This window comes from Bradyrhizobium sp. Leo78 (assembly GCF_059512425.1).
The window spans coordinates 258,694-276,669 of record NZ_JCAMOT010000003.1; the positions used below are offsets into that span (position 1 = coordinate 258,694).

The 17,976-nt window shown below is 63.1% G+C and carries 17 protein-coding genes; all 17 read left to right on the forward strand.

The features are described 5' to 3' along the window. Positions 1-2 precede the first annotated feature (2 nt). The 17 genes from AC5ZG1_RS05905 (at position 3) to AC5ZG1_RS05985 (ending at position 17,975) form a co-directional block, all read left to right on the forward strand. A complete protein-coding gene (locus tag AC5ZG1_RS05905; RefSeq protein WP_028162254.1) occupies positions 3-956 on the forward strand; it encodes a sugar-binding transcriptional regulator in 954 nt (317 codons plus the stop codon). 158 nt (positions 957-1,114) lie between these two features. Then, the gene (locus tag AC5ZG1_RS05910) at positions 1,115-2,428 is read left to right on the forward strand and encodes an ABC transporter substrate-binding protein (RefSeq protein ID WP_496132246.1); all 1,314 of its coding nucleotides are present in this window, start codon (positions 1,115-1,117) and stop codon (positions 2,426-2,428) included. Positions 2,429-2,491: 63 nt separating this feature from the next. After that, entirely contained in the window at positions 2,492-3,400 is a 909-nt protein-coding gene (locus tag AC5ZG1_RS05915; protein ID WP_463328298.1) for a carbohydrate ABC transporter permease, read from the forward strand. 3 nt (positions 3,401-3,403) lie between these two features. Further along, a complete protein-coding gene (locus tag AC5ZG1_RS05920) occupies positions 3,404-4,234 on the forward strand; it encodes a carbohydrate ABC transporter permease (RefSeq protein WP_028162257.1) in 831 nt (276 codons plus the stop codon). An 18-nt stretch (positions 4,235-4,252) separates the two neighbouring features. Then, positions 4,253-5,257, forward strand: coding sequence for an ABC transporter ATP-binding protein (locus AC5ZG1_RS05925; protein WP_456642186.1), 1,005 nt, complete (start codon positions 4,253-4,255; stop codon positions 5,255-5,257). Positions 5,258-5,270: 13 nt separating this feature from the next. Next, positions 5,271-6,044, forward strand: coding sequence for an SDR family NAD(P)-dependent oxidoreductase (locus AC5ZG1_RS05930; RefSeq protein WP_456642185.1), 774 nt, complete (start codon positions 5,271-5,273; stop codon positions 6,042-6,044). A 28-nt stretch (positions 6,045-6,072) separates the two neighbouring features. Then, positions 6,073-7,740 carry an FGGY-family carbohydrate kinase gene (locus AC5ZG1_RS05935; RefSeq protein WP_496132247.1) on the forward strand — a complete coding sequence of 556 codons (1,668 nt, stop codon included), beginning with the start codon at positions 6,073-6,075 and terminating at the stop codon, positions 7,738-7,740. Beyond that, positions 7,731-8,666, forward strand: coding sequence for a carbohydrate kinase family protein (locus AC5ZG1_RS05940; protein ID WP_496132248.1), 936 nt, complete (start codon positions 7,731-7,733; stop codon positions 8,664-8,666). Before AC5ZG1_RS05935 ends, AC5ZG1_RS05940 begins: the two co-directional genes overlap by 10 nt. 414 nt (positions 8,667-9,080) lie before the next feature. Continuing rightward, positions 9,081-10,268, forward strand: a complete 1,188-nt coding sequence (locus AC5ZG1_RS05945; RefSeq protein WP_496132249.1) for an ABC transporter substrate-binding protein — start codon at positions 9,081-9,083, stop codon at positions 10,266-10,268. 10 nt (positions 10,269-10,278) lie between these two features. Beyond that, a complete protein-coding gene (locus AC5ZG1_RS05950; protein ID WP_496132250.1) occupies positions 10,279-11,145 on the forward strand; it encodes a branched-chain amino acid ABC transporter permease in 867 nt (288 codons plus the stop codon). A 3-nt stretch (positions 11,146-11,148) separates the two neighbouring features. Beyond that, the gene (locus AC5ZG1_RS05955) at positions 11,149-12,189 is read left to right on the forward strand and encodes a branched-chain amino acid ABC transporter permease (RefSeq protein ID WP_496132251.1); all 1,041 of its coding nucleotides are present in this window, start codon (positions 11,149-11,151) and stop codon (positions 12,187-12,189) included. A 68-nt stretch (positions 12,190-12,257) separates the two neighbouring features. Beyond that, positions 12,258-13,064 (forward strand): ABC transporter ATP-binding protein, encoded by an 807-nt coding sequence (locus tag AC5ZG1_RS05960; RefSeq protein WP_496132252.1) that lies wholly within the window; start codon positions 12,258-12,260, stop codon positions 13,062-13,064. Then, positions 13,061-13,756 carry an ABC transporter ATP-binding protein gene (locus tag AC5ZG1_RS05965; protein ID WP_496132253.1) on the forward strand — a complete coding sequence of 232 codons (696 nt, stop codon included), beginning with the start codon at positions 13,061-13,063 and terminating at the stop codon, positions 13,754-13,756. The genes AC5ZG1_RS05960 and AC5ZG1_RS05965 overlap by 4 nt, the downstream gene beginning before the upstream one ends. Then, positions 13,756-15,144, forward strand: coding sequence for an MmgE/PrpD family protein (locus AC5ZG1_RS05970; protein ID WP_496132254.1), 1,389 nt, complete (start codon positions 13,756-13,758; stop codon positions 15,142-15,144). Before AC5ZG1_RS05965 ends, AC5ZG1_RS05970 begins: the two co-directional genes overlap by 1 nt. Continuing rightward, positions 15,141-15,950, forward strand: a complete 810-nt coding sequence (locus AC5ZG1_RS05975; RefSeq protein WP_130224056.1) for an SDR family NAD(P)-dependent oxidoreductase — start codon at positions 15,141-15,143, stop codon at positions 15,948-15,950. The genes AC5ZG1_RS05970 and AC5ZG1_RS05975 overlap by 4 nt, the downstream gene beginning before the upstream one ends. A 74-nt stretch (positions 15,951-16,024) precedes the next feature. After that, positions 16,025-17,191 (forward strand): CaiB/BaiF CoA transferase family protein, encoded by a 1,167-nt coding sequence (locus AC5ZG1_RS05980; RefSeq protein WP_496132255.1) that lies wholly within the window; start codon positions 16,025-16,027, stop codon positions 17,189-17,191. Beyond that, entirely contained in the window at positions 17,181-17,975 is a 795-nt protein-coding gene (locus tag AC5ZG1_RS05985) for an enoyl-CoA hydratase/isomerase family protein (protein WP_463328286.1), read from the forward strand. Before AC5ZG1_RS05980 ends, AC5ZG1_RS05985 begins: the two co-directional genes overlap by 11 nt. Position 17,976: the final 1 nt, after the last annotated feature.

The following is a 17,976-nucleotide window of genomic DNA, read 5'->3' on the forward strand; positions in this document are numbered from 1 at the left end:
TCATGGCAGCACTGGAGAACGAGAAATCCCGTCTTGACGACGCCGCGCGCGCCGGCTGGCTCTATTTCATCGCCGGCCATACGCAGGATGAGATCGCCAAGATGCTGCAGGTCTCGCGCGCGTCCGCGCAGCGTCTGGTATCGCTTTGCCTCGCAGAACGCCTGATCACCTTCCGCCTCGAACATCCTATTGCCGCATGCATGGAACTGGCGTCGAAGCTCAAGGATCGCTTCGATCTCGTTCACTGCGAGGTGGTGCCGTCGGACCCGGCATCGCCGCATTCCACCGCCGGCATCGCGGAACGTTGCGCCAACCTGCTGGACTCAACCCTGCGCCTGGAAACCCCGGTCATTGTCGCATTGGGCACCGGGCGCGCGGTGCGCGCTGCAGTGGAGCGAGTCACGCCGATCGAGCGGCCGAATCACCAGATCGTCTCGCTGGTCGGAAACATCTCGGCCGACGGCTCGGCGAGCTTCTTCGATACGGTGGGACGCCTTGCCGATCGCACCGGTGCCCGCCACTATCCGATGCCACTGCCATTCCTGATGTCGACGGAAGACGAGCGCAACCGCATGAACCGGATCGAGCCAATCGCCAAGATCCAGGCGATTGCCGCGAGAGCCGACCTGCGTCTCATCGGCATCGGTCAGATGGACCAGAAGGCCCAGGTGCATGTTGACGGCTTCGTCAGCCGCGAAGAGCTGTTCGAGATGATGCGGCTTGGCGCCATCGGCGAAGTCACGGGTTGGGCCTATGACGCCAAGGGCCGGCTCATCAAGGGGGGCACGAACAAGCGGTTGACCAGTATCCCCCCGCAAGTGCCGGCGCGGACCACTACGATCGCCGCGGCGATCGGGCAGGCCAAGGTTCCGGCGATTAGCGCCGCGCTGATCGGGCGCCTCGTCAACGGTCTCATCACCGACGAAGCAACGGCCCGGGCTATCCTCGATCGATAGCGCCGGCACGATCGTCGTGCCTTCCTGAACAAGGCGGATTTTCTCTCCGGCGCTGCGGGCAGCCGGATCGCGTGCGTCAGCTTGACAAGCTGAAACGTTGATGTGAACATACGCCCAACGCGTGGGCATATGCTCAAACGCGATGATGGGAGGTTACCGTGAAAAACGTCCATGGCGCCCTTCTGGGCGCGGCTGCGCTCTTGCTCTCAACTCCCTCACTCGCCCAGACCGCCCTGACGATTGCCACCGTCAACAACGGCGACATGATCCGCATGCAGGGATTGACGAGCGACTTCACCAGCAAAAATCCGGACATCACGGTCAAATGGGTGACGCTCGAGGAGAACGTGCTGCGCCAGCGCGTCACCACCGATATCGCGACCAAGGGCGGCCAGTTCGACGTCCTGACCATCGGCACCTATGAGGTGCCGATCTGGGCCAAGAAGAACTGGCTGGTGCCGCTCGACAAGCTCGGCGCCGACTACGACGTCGCCGATCTCTTGCCGAGGATCAAGGACGCGGTGTCCGTCTCCGGCAAGCTTTATGCGGCGCCGTTCTATGGCGAAAGCTCGATGACCATGTATCGCACCGACCTGTTCCAGAAGGCCGGGCTTACCATGCCCGAAAATCCGAGCTGGGATTTCGTGGTCAGTGCGGCCAAGAAGCTGACCGATAAGGAGGCCGGCGTTTACGGCATCTGCCTGCGTGGCAAGGCCGGCTGGGGTGAGAACATGGCGTTTCTCACCGCCATGGCCAATTCCTACGGTGCACGCTGGTTCGACGAGAAGTGGGTGCCGCAGTTCGACAAGCCCGAATGGAAGAAGACACTGGCAACCTATGTCGATCTGATGAAGGAGGCGGGGCCTCCCGGCGCCAGTTCGAACGGCTTCAACGAAAACCTGGCGCTGTTCAATGCCGGCAAATGCGCGATGTGGATCGATGCAACGGTTGCGGCGTCGTTTGTGACCAATCCAAAGGACTCCACGGTCGCCGACAAGGTCGGCTTTGCGCTCGCGCCGAACGCCGGGCTTGGCAAGAACGCGAACTGGCTGTGGGCCTGGAACCTCGCGATTCCCGCCGGCTCCAAGAAGGTCGAGGCCGCAGAAAAGTTCATCGCCTGGGCGACCGGCAAGGACTACGCAAAACTGGTTGCGTCGAAGGAGGGCTGGGCCAACGTGCCGCCGGGTACGCGAACGTCGCTGTACCAGAACGCTGACTACCTGAAAGTCGCGCCGTTCGCCAAATTGACGCTGGCGTCGATCGATGCCGCCGATCCGAACAAGCCGACGGTGCAACCGGTGCCTTACGTTGGCGTGCAGTATGCGGCGATCCCGGAATTCCAGGGTATCGGCACCTCGGTCGGCCAGCAGTTCTCCGCGGCGCTGTCGGGCTCGACCAGCGTGGACGCGGCGTTGTCGGCGGCGCAGGCGTCGACGGAGCGGGAAATGAAGCGCGCCGGCTACATCAAATAGGTGGCTCCCTTGGCTCAGACTCCCGAGCTAAGCCCCTCGCAGCCATCCGGCAGCTTGCACCGGATGGCTGCACCGGCTTTGCAGTCGACGGAAACGGGAACCGGGACCCGACAAACGCAACTGCTCGCACGGATGCTGCTGACGCCAGCGGTCGCGCTGCTGTTCATCTGGATGATCGTCCCCTTGGCGCTGACGATCTATTTCTCGCTGCTGCGTTACAATCTGCTCGACTCCGAATCCGCTCAGTTCGTTGGCTTTGAGAATTTTCGCTATTTCCTGACCGATCCGGCTTTCCTCGCTTCGCTGCAGAACACACTGGTTCTGGTCGGGTCCGTGCTTGGACTGACCATCCTGCTTGGAATTCCGCTCGCGCTGTTGCTCGACCAGCCGGTCATCGGCCGCAACATCGTGCGGCTGATGGTGATCGCGCCATTCTTCGTGATGCCGACGGTCAGCGCGCTGATCTGGAAGAACCTTCTGATGCATCCGGTGTCAGGCCTGTTCGCCTGGATCGCAAAGCTGTTCGGCGCGCCACCGATCGACTGGTTCAACGACGTACCGCTATTCGCAATCATCCTGATCGTCTCCTGGCAATGGCTGCCGTTTGCAACGCTGATCCTTCTGACAGCGCTGCAATCTCTCGATGAGGAGCAGAAGGAGGCGGCTGAGATGGACGGCGCCGGCGCGCTGTCGACCTTCATCTACATCACGCTGCCGCATCTGGCCCGACCGATCACTGTCGTGATCCTGATCGAGACGATTTTCCTTCTGACCGTGTTCGCCGAGATCTTCGTCACCACCGGCGGAGGGCCGGGATTGCAGACCACCAACATCGCCTTCCTGATCTATTCGCAGGCGCTGATCCAGTATGATGTCGGCGGTGCCTCCGCGGGCGGGTTGGTGGCAGTGGTAATCGCCAACATCGTGGCTTTCTTCCTGGTCAGGATCGTCGGCCGGAATTTGGAGGCCTGACGCATGGCGCGGATGGCAACAAGCAGGCATGTGGCGGTCTCGACCATTGCGGCGTGGCTGGTCGGCTTCCTGATCTTCTTCCCGATCCTGTGGATGGTGTTGGCGAGCTTCAAGACCGAACTCGATGCCTTCGCCATACCGCCAAAATTCCTGTTCTTTCACTGGACCACGGAAAATTATGCCGCCGTGCAGGAGCGCAGCGACTATGTCCATCATGCGCTCAACTCCATCATTGTGGCAGGCGGCTCGACGCTGATCGCGCTGCTGATTGCGATTCCCGCCGCGTGGTCGATGGCGTTCTCGCCGACCAAACGCACCAAGGATGTGCTGCTCTGGATGCTATCGACAAAGATGATGCCGCCGGTCGGCGTGCTGGTGCCGATCTACCTGATCTACCGCGATTTCGGCTTGCTCGATACTTTGACTGGTCTCGTCTTCATCCTCTGCCTCGGCAATCTGCCGATCGTGATCTGGATGCTGTTTACCTATTTCAAGGAAATCCCAAAGGACATCCTCGAAGCCGCACGCATGGACGGAGCAACGATCAGCCGCGAACTCGTCTATGTGCTGACGCCGATGGCCGTACCGGGGCTCGCATCAACATTGCTCTTGAATTTAATCCTCGCCTGGAACGAGGCGTTCTGGACGTTGAACCTCTCGACGCTGCAGGCCGCGCCGCTGACCGTGTTCATCGCGTCCTATTCGAGTCCCGAGGGGCTGTTCTGGGCCAAGCTCTCGGCCGCTTCCACGCTCGCGATCGCGCCGATCCTGGTGCTCGGTTGGTTCAGCCAGCGCCAGCTCGTCCGCGGCCTGACTTTTGGCGCGGTCAAGTAAAACGGAAAGGCTGGAGCCATGGGTCAGATCACGCTTCAGAATGTCCAGAAATCGTTCGGGCCCGTTCACATCATCAAGGGCGCCGATCTGGATATCTCGGATGGTTCCTTTGTCGTTTTCGTCGGCCCCTCCGGCTGCGGCAAGACCACTCTTCTCCGCCTGATCGCCGGGCTCGAGGACGTCAGCGGCGGCAATATCCTGATCGACGGCAAAAACGTCGTTGACGTTCCGCCTGCCAAGCGCGGCTTGTCGATGGTTTTCCAATCCTATGCGCTCTATCCGCATATGAGCGTGCGCGGCAACATCGCCTTCGGCCTGAAGATGGCGGGTCTGCCGAAAGCCGAGATCAACCGGAAGGTGGAGGCCGCGGCAGCGACCCTTAATCTGACGCCGTATCTCGATAGAAAGCCGCGCGAATTGTCGGGCGGCCAGCGCCAGCGCGTCGCGATCGGGCGCGCCATCGTCCGTGAGCCGAAGGCGTTTCTGTTCGACGAACCGCTGTCCAACCTCGACGCCGCGCTGCGCGTGCAGATGCGCCTGGAGGTCACGCGGCTGCAGAAGCAGCTTGGCACGACGGCCATCTATGTCACGCACGACCAGGTGGAGGCGATGACAATGGCGGACAAGATTGTGGTGCTCAATGGCGGCAAGATCGAGCAATACGGGACGCCGCTCGAACTCTACGAAAAGCCGGCCAATCTGTTCGTCGCCGGCTTCATCGGCTCGCCGAAAATGAACTTCATCTCCGGCGAGGTCGCAGGCCGCCATGACGCGGCCACCATTGGCGTTCGCCCCGAGCACCTGAAAATCGCGCGCGACGGCGAGGGATGGCCGGGAAGCATCATGGTCGCCGAGCATCTCGGCAGCGACACCTTTCTCTATGTCGACGCTGGCGCAATCGGAACACTCACCGCGCGCCACGTCGGCGAGCTCGATTTGAGCGCCGGCGACCGTGTCCTGCTGTCGCCGGATCCCGGCCGCCTGCATCGGTTCGATGAACGCGGCAAATCGCTGCGGGCTTAACAGGAAGACCAAGATGTATCTGGAAAAATTCAAACTACCCGGCAAGACCGCAGTCGTAACCGGGGGCGGGCAGGGGATCGGCCTCGCCTGTGCCGAGGCGCTGGCCGAGGCCGGCGCGAGGGTTGTGATTGCCGATCGCGATGCGGCGGTAGCCGGCGAAGCGGGTGCCTATCTGAGCGGGAAAGGCTATCAGGCCGAGGTCGCGGTCGTGGACGTGACGGATTCACGGCGCGTTACCGAGATTGCCGACGAACTCGTCGCTCGCTACGGCCGGGTCGATGTCCTCGTCAACAATGCTGGCATCGCGCGCAGCGAGACTCCGGCCGAAACCGTGACCGACGAGCACTGGCTGAATGTCATCGACGTCAATCTCAACGGCACCTTCTGGTGCTGCCGCGCCTTCGGCAAGCACATGCTTCAGGCGCGGACGGGCAATATCGTCAATATCGGCTCGATGTCCGGTTTCATCGTCAATAAGCCGCAGGAGCAGTGCTACTACAACGCCTCCAAGGCTGCGGTGCACCATCTGACCAAATCGCTCGCAGCCGAATGGGGCGCGCGCGGCGTGCGCGTCAACGCGGTGGCGCCGACCTACATCGAGACGCCCCTGAACGCATTCGTGAAGGACAACCCCCGCATGTACGACGCCTGGATCGGCGGCACCCCGATGGCGCGGATGGGGCAGGTCGAGGAGATCGCCTCGGTGGTCCTGTTCCTGTCATCGGAAGCGGCCAGCCTCATGACGGGAAGCATCGTTCTTGTCGATGGTGGCTATACTTGCTGGTAAGCTTGCGTCAAAACTGACGGGAGCGAACATGCGGCAAGCCTTCATCGGCATCGACGTCGGAACCTCCAGCACGCGCGCGGGCATCTTCGACGAAAACGGAGTCCTGCTCGCAACTGCAAAACACCCGATCGCGGTCTGGCACGAGGCAGGCGACGTTGTCGAGCAGTCGTCGTCAGATATCTGGGCGGCTAGCGTCTCGGCCGTCCGCAGCGCGATGGCGGAAGCTGCGATATCGCCGGAGCTCGTGAAGGGCATTGGCTTCGACGCGACCTGCTCGCTGGTCGTGCTCGATCGGCATGGCGGACCGCTGACGGTGAGTACATCCGGCGGCAAGCAGCGCAATGTCATCGTCTGGATGGATCATCGCGCGATCGAGGAAGCGCGGCTGATCAACGATACGCAGGATGAGGTGCTGCGCTATGTCGGCGGCTCCATCTCGCCCGAGATGGAGATGCCGAAGCTGCTCTGGCTGAAGCGGCACCTGCGCGACAGTTTTGATCGCGCCGGGCATTTCTTCGACCTGGCCGACTTCCTCTCGTGGCGCGCGACGGGGTCGTTCGCGCGCTCGACCTGCACGGTGACCTGCAAGTGGAACTACCTCGCGCATGAAGGGCGTTGGAGCGCGCCATATTTTCAGCGCGTGGGCTTGCAGGAATTTGTCGAGGACGAATATCGCAGGATCGGCACCGAGATCGTCGCTCCTGGAACGCCGCTGGGGTTGGGCCTGACGGAACAGGCGGCACGGGATTTCGGGCTGAGACCGGGGACGCCGGTCGGCGCCTCGCTGATCGATGCGCACGCCGGCGGGCTCGGCGCGATCGGCGGCCGGGACGCATCGGGTGCTGAAGTCGATGTCTGCGATCGCCTCGCCTATATCATGGGGACCTCCGCCTGCATCATGGCGACAACGGTCGATCCCTGTTTCGTCCCCGGCGTGTGGGGACCGTATTACTCGGGCATGGTGCCCGGCTTCTGGCTCAACGAAGGCGGACAATCGGCGGCGGGTGCTGCGATCGATTATTTGATCCGCTCCCATCCCGCCTACGCCGAGGCAAGCGACGCGGCAAGGCGGAACGGCGTGGAGATCATCCAGATCCTCGAGGAGCGGATCATGGCCCGTGCTGGGCAGGCGAGCAGGGCGGCGCTGCTGGCGCGCGACCTTCATGTGCTGCCGGAATTCCTCGGCAACCGCTCGCCTTATGCCGATCCCGATACGCGCGCCGTCATTGCCGGCCTCGATCTCGATACGGATATCTGCGCGATGGAGCGTCTGTTCGTGGCGGGATTGTGCGGGCTCGCCTATGGCCTCGCCGACGTCATCGATGACTTCAAGGCGCAGGGGGTCAACAGCAAGCTCATCGTCATGGGCGGCGGCGCAGGAAGGAGCCCGCTGGTGCGGCAGATCATGGCCGATACGACCGGCCTCACGGTGGCACTGCCGCAAACGGCGGAGCCGGTCCTGCTCGGCGCGGCCATGCTCGGCGCCGTCGCTGCCGGCGCCTATGCCTCGCTCGGCGAGACCATGGCCGCGATGTCGGCGCTCGGTCGCCTGACCGAGCCGGCCGCGCCGGGCATGGAAGAATTCCACCGCCGAAAGCGCGAGGTCTACAGGTTGTTGCGCGAGCTTGATCGCGGAAGCCGTGAGACGATGGGCGGTTTTGAGATCATCTCGAAAGGTCGCGAACGATGCTGCTGAGCTGTGGCGATGCGCTGATCGATTTTGTGCCGGTTACGACCGCAGACGGTCACGAAGCGGTACGACCGGCAGTCGGCGGGTCTTGCCTCAACGTCGCGGTCGGACTGGCGCGGCTTGGCGCGCCGACCGGCTTTGTCGGTGGCGTCTCGACCGATCTGTTCGGCCGCATGATCGCCGACCACGCCGCCGCATCCGGCGTCGACCTTCGCTACGCCACCCGCAGCGATCGCCAGACCACGCTTGCTTTCGTCCGAATGGTCGCAGGCGAGTCGCAATATGCGTTTTATGACGCGGAGACGGCCACCCGGGAATGGACCTATTCGCACGGCAAAATTCCGTTCGAGACGATCGAGGCCGTCCACATCGGCTCAACGACGCTGGTCAACGAGAGGGGAGCCGCGGAAACCGCCGCGATGGTCGCCGATGCCAAATCATCGGCGACGATTTCGTTCGACCCGAACTGCAGGCCCAATCTGGTCAAGGACAAGACAGCCTATCTCGCGCGCATGGACGGGTTTGTCGACAGCGCGGACATCGTTCGCATGTCGGACGTTGACTTCGACTATCTCTACGGGAAAGAGGCTTACACGGCGAAGGCGCAAGAGTTCCTGGCTGGAGGCGGCAGCCTGTTTGTCGTCACGCGCGGAACGAAGGGAGCCCAGGCCTGGCATTCGGCGGCCGGTGCCATCGAAGTCGGGTCACCCGCGATCACCGTCGTGGACACGATCGGCGCAGGCGACAGCTTTCAGGCCGCGCTGCTGTTTGCGCTGCATAAGCAGGGCAGACTCGGCAGGAGCGGACTGAGGGACACCAACGCGAACGAGCTTCGCTCCGCGCTGGCATTTGCCTGCAGTTGCGCTGCGCTGACCTGCACGCGGGTTGGGGCAGATCCGCCCCGCAGCAACGAAGTTGCTTGGACGTGTTAGAGGCGTTGGGCGCCTCCAGGTGCAAGGCGGCTTAGGCGACCGCAATAAACATCGCGACGCTCGAAAGATACGCGGGGCCAATAATCGACGTTACGCCACCGGTGAGCCAACCTTTATAGTTTTGTTAAATCGTTTCATTGACAGGGCGTCCATAACGGCACATAGTCTCTAACTAAGTGCTGAAAGAACAATCAGAGGGAAAGGGACGCCGACGCTCGGGCTGAGTGCAGACTTCGCTCAAGCGGCCAAGCTGGAATAATTACAAAGCAAAATCAATATATTGCTTGAGTGTTGCGTCCATCCCCTGGTGGGGGCGACGCGACTGCGCGAAGCTAAGTGTCGCGCGCCTCGCAACGCGCGCTGGCATAAAAACAAGCAAAAATAAATGAAACGATCCATAACGGGAGGGTGGAAATGAAGATAACGCGTCGTGACTTGCTGTTGGCCGGCGCCGCAATCAGCGCTTCGAGTGTCGTGTCCGGGCCGTCCGTGCTCGCCGCCGGACCGGAGCTCAAACTGGGCGTCGTCGGCGTGCTTTCCGGGCCGGCTGCGCAGTGGGGGCTCGCCCTCAAGGGCGCGGCGGAGTTCGCGGCTGCGGAGGCCAATCGCGACGGCCTGGTCAAGATCGACGGCGCGCCGTGTCAAGTCAGTGTCGTTGCGATCGATAGCAAATACACCGCAGAGGGCGCCGCCGCGGCAGCAAATACGCTCGCGGGGCAGGGCGTGAAATTCATCATCGGTCCCATCGGTTCACCCGAACTCACCGGGCTGAAGCCCATCGCCAAACGCAATTCGATGTTGGTGATGGGCAATGGCTACGCCAAGGATGCGCTGGGTCCGCAGTGGCCGTTGGTGTTCCATGTCGGCCCTGGTCCGTCGGGATGGGCCGATCCGATCATCAAGATCGCCAAGCAGAAATTCGGCATCAAGAGCGTTGTCCTCGTTGCTCCGAACGACCAGGGGGGCACGGATATCGCAAGCGTCGATGCGGACGCCTACAAGAAGAACGGTATCGCTGCGACTGAGGAGTACTACCAGCGCGGCACCACCAATTTTGCGCCGATCGTGACGCGCATCATGAACGCAAAACCGGAGGCCGTGGATCTCGCGTCCTCGCCGCCCGGCGACGCCGGCATCATGGTCAAGCAATTGCGCCAAGCCGGGTTCGAAGGACCGATCGGGCGCCTCGGTGGCCCAGGCTATGGCGAGATTTCGCGAGTTGCCGGCGGCGACGCCGTGCTGAAGGACTTCTATTGGTACGAGCCGGTTCTGGTCGACGAGAAGGTCCAACTGATCGCCGACGAATACAAGAAGCTGTTCGGCACCGAGCGGCCTGAGAACAATTTGTTTTTCCAGTGGGTGTCCGGCACTCGCATGGTCTTAAAGGCGATCGCGAAAGCGGGCACGATCACCGACACCGAAAAGGTGGCTCAGGCTCTCCGTGCATTGCCCGTGGACGATCCAAATGTCGGTTCAGGACATTGGATCGGCAAGGAATTCTTCGGCATCAACCAGGAGCTATCGTTCCCATTCGGCGTGGGATTGGTCACTGACGGAAAGTTGCAGCCGATCGTTCCGGTCGAAGCGGCCACGGGCAAGTAGCGGAGTTCCTGTGGAAGGCATCGTCGCCACCGGCCTCATCGGCATCAGCCTGGGCGCGCAGTATGCGCTGCTCGCCCTCGGCTTCACCCTGATCTTCGGCATTCTCGGCGTGGTCAATTTCGCCCATGGCGGATTCTACGTGCTCGGAGGCTATCTCGCTTATTCGGCGGTGACCTATCTTGGTCTGCCCTATGCGCTGGCAGTGATCGCCGCCGCGCTCGGCACGACGGCGCTGGGTTATCTCTTCGAGCGTTTCGTCCTCGATCACGTGATCGACGATCACTTGGCGACACTGATGCTGACGCTCGGTCTCTATTTGATGATGTCGAGCGGCCTTCTGGTGATCTTTGGACCGCAGTCGCCTGCATTCAGCTTTCCCCTGACGGGTGTCCTGCGCGGGCACGGCTTCTACGTCCCGATCGAGAATCTCGTGGTCCTTGCCGTCTGCCTGGTGGGTATCCTGTCGATCTATGCCCTGATTTACTACACCGACTTCGGCCGCGCCTTGCGTGCGCTTGCTGACGACCGTGCCGTCGCCACGGCGCAGGGACTACGTCCAAAGCTTCTGTTTCCGACAGCGTTTGCGCTGGCCACCGGGCTTGCGGGTCTCACTGGCGCGCTGGTCACGCCGATCCTGTCGCTTGCACCGCATGTCGGCGATCCCGTGCTGGCGACATCCTTCCTCATTGTCATTCTTGGTGGTCTCGGAAGCATTGGCGGCGCAACCGTTGCGGCCTTTCTCGTCGGCATGGTGGAAGCGTTCTCGGCGGTCTATCTGGGCGGATCGAAAGGCGCTCTCGCATTGTTCGTGCTCGTCCTGATCATGTTGGTGGTCAGGCCGTCCGGCCTGTTCGGCCATCGGGTACGTGGAGCGTGAGCCATGGCAAGCATTGATCTTGGCGCCGCGCGCAGCGGCTCCATCGCCGAGACGGCAAGCGTTGTCATCATCGCCGCTGCCTTCGTCATCCCCTGGATCAGCCAGAACCCCGCGATCTACTCGCTGGCCAATCAGATCCTGATTGGGGTCACCGCTGCGTTCAGCGTCTACATCATGCTGCGCATGAACCTGATGACCTTTGCGGTGCCCACGTTCATGGCGATCGGAGGCTATACCGCGGCGATCCTCGGTCTCCGCCATGGTGTGACGGATGTTCTGCTGCTCGGCATTGCCAGTTTCGTGGTGCCGGCGCTGTTTGCACTGCCGCTCGGCGCGTTGGTGCTCCGTCTCACGGGCGTCCACTTCGTGCTGGTCACCTTCGTCCTCACGGAGATCACACAGCTCGTGCTGTTCGAGATGCCGGGCTGGACTGGAGGAGCCAACGGCTTGGTCGGTATGCCTGCCGTGACATTCTTCGGGATCGAACTCGGCGATAATCGCGCCGTGCTCCTGGTCACGACCGGCCTGGCGCTCGCGGGTGCGCTGATCACGGCCGCAGTCACTCGCCGCTTGCGTCAGCATTTTGCGGCGATCGAAGAGAACGAGTTGCTGGCGCAATCTCTCGGGCTCGTCGTCTGGCACTACAAGGCATTCGGCTTTGCGATCGCGGGCGGTGTCTCCGGGCTCGCCGGCTTTGCGTTGGTCAACATGCTGCTCACCGCGCATCCGACCTCGTTCAGTCCACTCTCATCGGTGAACTACATCGCCTACGCGATCATCGGTGGCAAGAGCACCATGCTCGGGCCGCTCGTCGGCGGGGCCTTGCTGATCTGGGCAGGAGAAATCTTTGCGCTGCGCGGTGAGTTTTCCCAGCTCCTGTTCGGATTCCTCATCGTGGTCGTGGTGCTGGCGGCGCGAGAGGGCATCGTTGGCACCGTGTCGCGGTTTCTCCGGTTCCTAAGTTCGCGCGTTCTCCGCCGATCCACCATCAACCCCGGGTCCGGCGCCCTGGGGGCCCCGGCCGCCACGGAGTCGCAGCCATGACGAGGAGCAGAGAGCCGGTTCCCAGACAAGCGGCACGAACCGAGAGCAGTTTCGGAGAAGGGTTTGTGATGCTCCCGGGCGACGTCCTCGGTGTCATGGGACCGCGGCTCGACCGACGCGAATCTGTCGTTGGCATCGCGAACTCATCGATGCGTCTCGAGGTCACCGGCATCTGCAAGCGTTTCGGCGGACTGCACGTCTTCAACGACGTGAGCTTCTCGATCGTGCCGGGAGAGGTGCTTGGTGTGATCGGCCCCAACGGTGCCGGCAAGACCACCTTGATCAACGTGATCTGCGGCATGCTTCCGCCAACCAGCGGCCGCGTCCTGCTCGGCGGCCGCGACATGACGGGAAAGCCGCTCCACGCCGTGAGCCGCGCCGGCATCGTGCGCAGCTTTCAGCAGACCAATACGTTCCGCACGGCCACGGTGCGCGAGAATATCTCGCGCGCGGTGCGCTTCAGCAATGGCGGAGAGGACGCGTGGCAGGCCATCACGCCGCTGATCGATGAATTCGAGCTTGTCGCGCACCTCGACGAACAAAGCGACAAGCTGCCTTACGGTTTGCAGAAGATGCTCGGCCTCGTGCTTGCCTGCGCGGTGCGGCCGAAAGTGCTGCTGCTGGATGAACCGGCGGCCGGTCTTGAACGGCGCGAGCGCCTGCGTATCGATGCCTTCGTCCGTCATGCCGTAACGGAGTTGGGGTGCGGCGTTCTGATCGTCGAGCACGACATGGATCTGGTGCGCAGGCTCTGCCCGAAGATCCTGGTGCTGGATTCCGGCCGCGTGCTGGCCGAGGGCTCGCCAACAGAAGTGCTGTCGCGCAAGGACGTCATCGACGCTTATCTCGGGACGACGGACGAGGCAGAGGCATGATGCTCGCGGTGCAAAATCTCGAAGTGCGCTATGGCAGCATCACGGCCCTGCGGGGGGTCTCGATCGAAGTTGCGGAGGGCGAAACAGTCCTGCTGGTGGGTGCCAACGGAGCAGGCAAATCAAGCCTGATCAATGCCGTCATCGGTCTTGCCGGCGCTGCGCGCGGCACGGTGCGTTTTGCAGGCCGGGATATCAACGCGCTCGCATGCGATGGCAGAGCGCGGGCCGGCATGGGTTATTCGCCGGAAGGCCGCCGCGTATTTCCGACCATGTCGGTCGCCGACAACGTTCTGAGCGGTGCCTGCGGGCGAGGCCGTGCCGCACAACGCGAAGCCTGGGACTGGCTCTGCGGTCTCTTTCCGATGCTGCGGGAACGCGCGGCCCAGCCGGCGGGACAGTTGTCCGGCGGTCAGCAGCAGATCGTGGCTCTGGCCCGGGCGATGAGTTCGTTTCCCAAGCTGCTGCTGCTGGATGAGCCTTTCCTCGGGCTTGCGCCGGTGTGGATCGCGCGGATCAGCGAGGCGATCCACCACATGCAGGCGCGTGGCACCACGATCCTCATGACCGAGCAAATGGCCCGGCCGGCGCTCAAGCTTGCCACCCGCGGCTATGTGATGCGCGGCGGCGAGATCAGGCGAAGTGGCTCGGTGGCCGAAATACGCGATGTCGCGTTGGCCGAGGAGTATCTGTAATGGCTCAAATCAATGCAACAACGCGTCTTGGCGCCTTTGTCGCATCGGCGGCTGAAGTAGAACTCGCGGCCGAGATCGCGGTGAAGGCGGCGACCTGCCTGCTCGATTCACTCGGACTTGCTTTGGCGTCACGGGACGAACCGACGGCCGCGGCGGCGCGCGCGATGACGACGGATGTCGCACCTAGCTCGCGAAGTGCGCGGATCTGGGCCAGCGGCAAACACGTGCCACTGTCCGAAGCGGTGCTTGCCAATGGCATTGCCGTCCATGCGCATTTCCAGGACGATACCGATCACGATTCATGGACCCATCCCGGATCGTTGATCTCGCCGGTCGTCGTGTGCTTGGGCGAGGCGCGCGACGCGCCGTTGCGGGTCGTCCTCAATGCGCTCACGGCCGGATATGCCACGCTGAAATGGCTCGGCGCGGGCGAGAGCGTTGCGCGCGGTCTGATCGGGCGAGGCGTGCGCACAAGTCCAACATTCGGCACTATAGCCGCGGCCGCGGCCGGTGCCGCGGCGCTTGGTCTCGATTCGCTGAAGGCTACGAGCGCGGTCGCGATTGCGGCTTCCACGACAGGAGGTACGCTTGAGCCGGTGCGCTGCGGATCCGACGAATGGCGTGTGCAGAATGGGCGCGCCGCTCACGGCGGGTTCATCGCCGCTGAGCTCGCCGCGCGCGGCGTGCAGGGTGCACCCGATGCGCTGGAAGGGCCGAAGGGTTTTCTGCGCTCACTTGGTGGCCTCGACCGCACGCCCGAGACCTGGCTGAAAAATCCCGATCCCGCGACGATGATCGGCGTCATGGCCAAACCGTTCGCCACGCTCGGCGATAACATGTCCGCTGTGATTGCAGCCAGCCTGCTCAACCGCGACGGCATCGACCTTGCGCGCACCAGGCGGATCACGGTGACGATCTGGCGTCCCTACACCGAGTATCCCGGAACATCGTTCAAGGGACCATTCACGAGCATCGTCCAGACGCAGGCCAGCACCGCCTTCGCGGTCGCCGCCATGCTCCGCTATGGCCGGCTCGACTACGAGATGGGCGCCGAACACCAGCGGGATCCGGAGATCCTGGCACTGGTCGAGAAGACGACAGTGCTGCCTGACGATGTCGGGACACATCTTGATGCAACCGTCGAGGTCGAGACGGATGACGGCGGCCGCTATCGCCGCATCGCGCGCGAAGCGCCCAGGACATTGGTCTTCCAGGATGAGGCGCGCGCCACCGAAGTGTTCGAAGCCCGCATGGCGCGATCGGGATTTCCATCCGGCGCCGCAAGCCAGCTGGCTGCGGAGGTCTTCGCCTCCGCGCGCAACGGCGGAGCGATGCCGATCCGCGCGCTGCTCGATCGTGTCACCTCGTTTCAGGGAGAAAACAGATGAAACTCGGATTGGAAGGCAAGACAGCCATCGTCACCGGCGGCAGCAAGGGTATCGGACTAGAGACGTGCCGGCTGCTGGCCGAAGAGGGCGTCAAGGTGCTCATCTGCGCACGGCGCGGGGATGCGCTCGCCGAGGCGCGCGCCGACATTGAGAAGACCACGGGCGCGAAGGTCGAGACCTTGTCGCTCGACGTGACTGATTTGAAGCAGATCGAGCAACTGCCGATGGTCGCCCGCGACCGTCTCGGTCGCATCGATATCCTCGTCAACAATGCCGGCACCGGCACCTACAAGCCCTTCCTCGAAGTGACCGACGAGGAATTGCAGTACGGCATGGCGATCAACTTCTTCGCCCAGTTTCGCATCTGCCAGCGCATCATTCCCGTCATGATCCAGCAGAAAGGCGGCAGCATCGTCAACGTCTCGGGCGAGACCGGCATCATGGTGACGATGCCGCCTTTCCTGTCGTCCTGTACCGGGCCGGCCAAGTCGGCTGAGATCAGGTTCTCCAAGATTCTGGCCAATGAATTCGGGCCGCACAATATCCGCATCAACTGCGTGGTTCCGGGCTTCGTCAACACGCCGGAACGGTTCGCGAAATGGGAGCGCGAGCTCGCCAGGCGCAATCTCAGCGCCGAGGAAGGGGAGGCCGAACGGCAGCGCTGGTCGGAGAACAATTCGATGCGCAACACGCGCTGGGGCACGCCACAAGAGCTCGCCAATCTGATCGTGTTCGCGCTGTCGGACCGGGCGAGCTTCGTCAACGGCGCGGTGCTCGTGGCGGACAACGCGATGGACAAGTCCTGAGGCGTGGGGGCGGAAAGCTTGGACGGAATGATGATGGCGAAACGGGGATGCTGCATCCCATCGAGGAGAACGTAATGCCCGAGATCGACAAGCCGCTGAAAGGCATCACCGTCGTGGAGCTCGGTCACAGCGTGGCCGCGCCTTACGCCGGGCTGATCCTGGCCGATCTCGGCGCGCGCGTGATCAAAGTCGAGAACCCGAAGAGCGGCGACTATGCGCGCGGCTGGGGGCCTCCGTTCTGGAACGAGACCGCCAGCGCCTTCCATTGCCTCAACCGCGGCAAGGAGGACGTCACGATCGACTTCAGCGATGGGCGTGAATGCCGCGAGTTGAAGTCACTCATTCTGTCGCAAGCCGACGCCGTGATCCAGAATCTGCGGCCCGGCATTCTCAGCAAGTTCGGGCTCACGGCCGAGGCGTTGCGTGCCGAGAAGCCTGCGCTGATCTGGTGTGACATTGGGGCGTTCGGCAGCAAGGGGCCGCTCGCGAGCAAGCCGGGTTACGATCCGCTCGCGCAGGCCAGCACGGGGATCATGAGTGTCACGGGCGAGGGCGGTCGGCCACCGGTGCGGGTCGGCGTTTCCCTGATCGACATGGGCTCGGGCATGTGGGCCGTGATCGGCTTGCTCGCCTCGCTGGTTGCGCGCAAGAGCGGCGCCGAAGGACGGATCGTCTCGACGTCGCTGTACGAGACCGGCCTTGCCTGGATGACCGTGCCGCTCGCCGGTTACGCCGCATCCGGCGAAGTGCGCAAGCCCTACGGCTCGGGCACGGCGGAGATCGTGCCCTATCAGGCTTTCGAGGCATCCGATAGCTGGCTGATGATTGCCGCCGGGAATGACAATCTGTTCCGCAAGCTCTGCAGTGCATTGGGGCTCGATGCGCTTGCGTCCGATCCGGCCTTCGCCACGAATGCGGCGCGCGTCGTCAACCGCGAGCGGCTGTTGCCGCAGATTGGAGCCGCGGTTCAGCGATATTCGGGTGAGGCGCTCGGCAAGCTGCTTGACGACGCCGGGGTGCCCAATGCGCCGCTGCTTGGCATTGATGAAGTCGCCAAGCATCCGCAGACCCGCGCGCTCGACATGACGGTGCGTTGCGATGACGACGACATCGACCTGGTCGGCATTCCCCTCGCGTTCAACGGGGCCCGCCCTCGGGCGCGCACGCCGGCTCCGACACTCGGTCAGCACAACGCTATCCTTCGGACATCCGCCAGCAGGGAGACCGCCAATGCGAAGTGATTTCGAAACCATCACGTTGGAACGGCGGGACAATCACATCCTGCTGGTTACCTTGAACCGGCCCGACGCCGCCAATGCCATGAACACCCAGATGGGCCTCGACCTGATGGAGCTGTTCGAAGGGCTGACCGTCGATCTCGAAGGACTCCGCGTTGCGGTTCTGACCGGCAGCGGCGCGAAGGCGTTTTGCGCCGGCGGTGATCTCAAGCAGCGTAACGGCATGACGGATGATGCATGGCAGGCCCAGCATCTCGTGTTCGAGCGCATGCTGCGCGCGATCCTGGCTTGCCCGATTCCGGTCATTGCAGCGGTGAACGGCGCCGCATATGGCGGGGGTTGCGAGATCGCGGCGGCGGCCGATTTCGTCTACGCCGCCACCAACGCACGCTTTGCGCTGACGGAGGTGACGCTCGGCATCATGCCCGGGGCGGGCGGGACGCAGAACCTGCCGCGTGCCATCGGCGAACGCCGCGCCAAGGAAGTCATCCTCTCCGGCCTGCCGTTCTCGGCCGAGGAGGCGGAGCGCTGGGGACTGGTCAATCGCGTGCTGCCGCCCGACGAATTGCTGACGGCAACGCTGGCCATCGCCGAGCGGATCGCCGGCAATGGTCCGATCTCGGTGCGCCAGGCCAAGCAGGCGATCCACCGCGGCCTGCAGATGTCGCTTGCGGACGGTCTTGCTTTCGAAATCGAGGCCTACAACCGGCTGGTTCCGACGTCGGACCGTCGCGAAGGCGTCCTCGCATTCAACGAGCGTCGCAAGCCGAACTTTCAGGGCAAGTAAT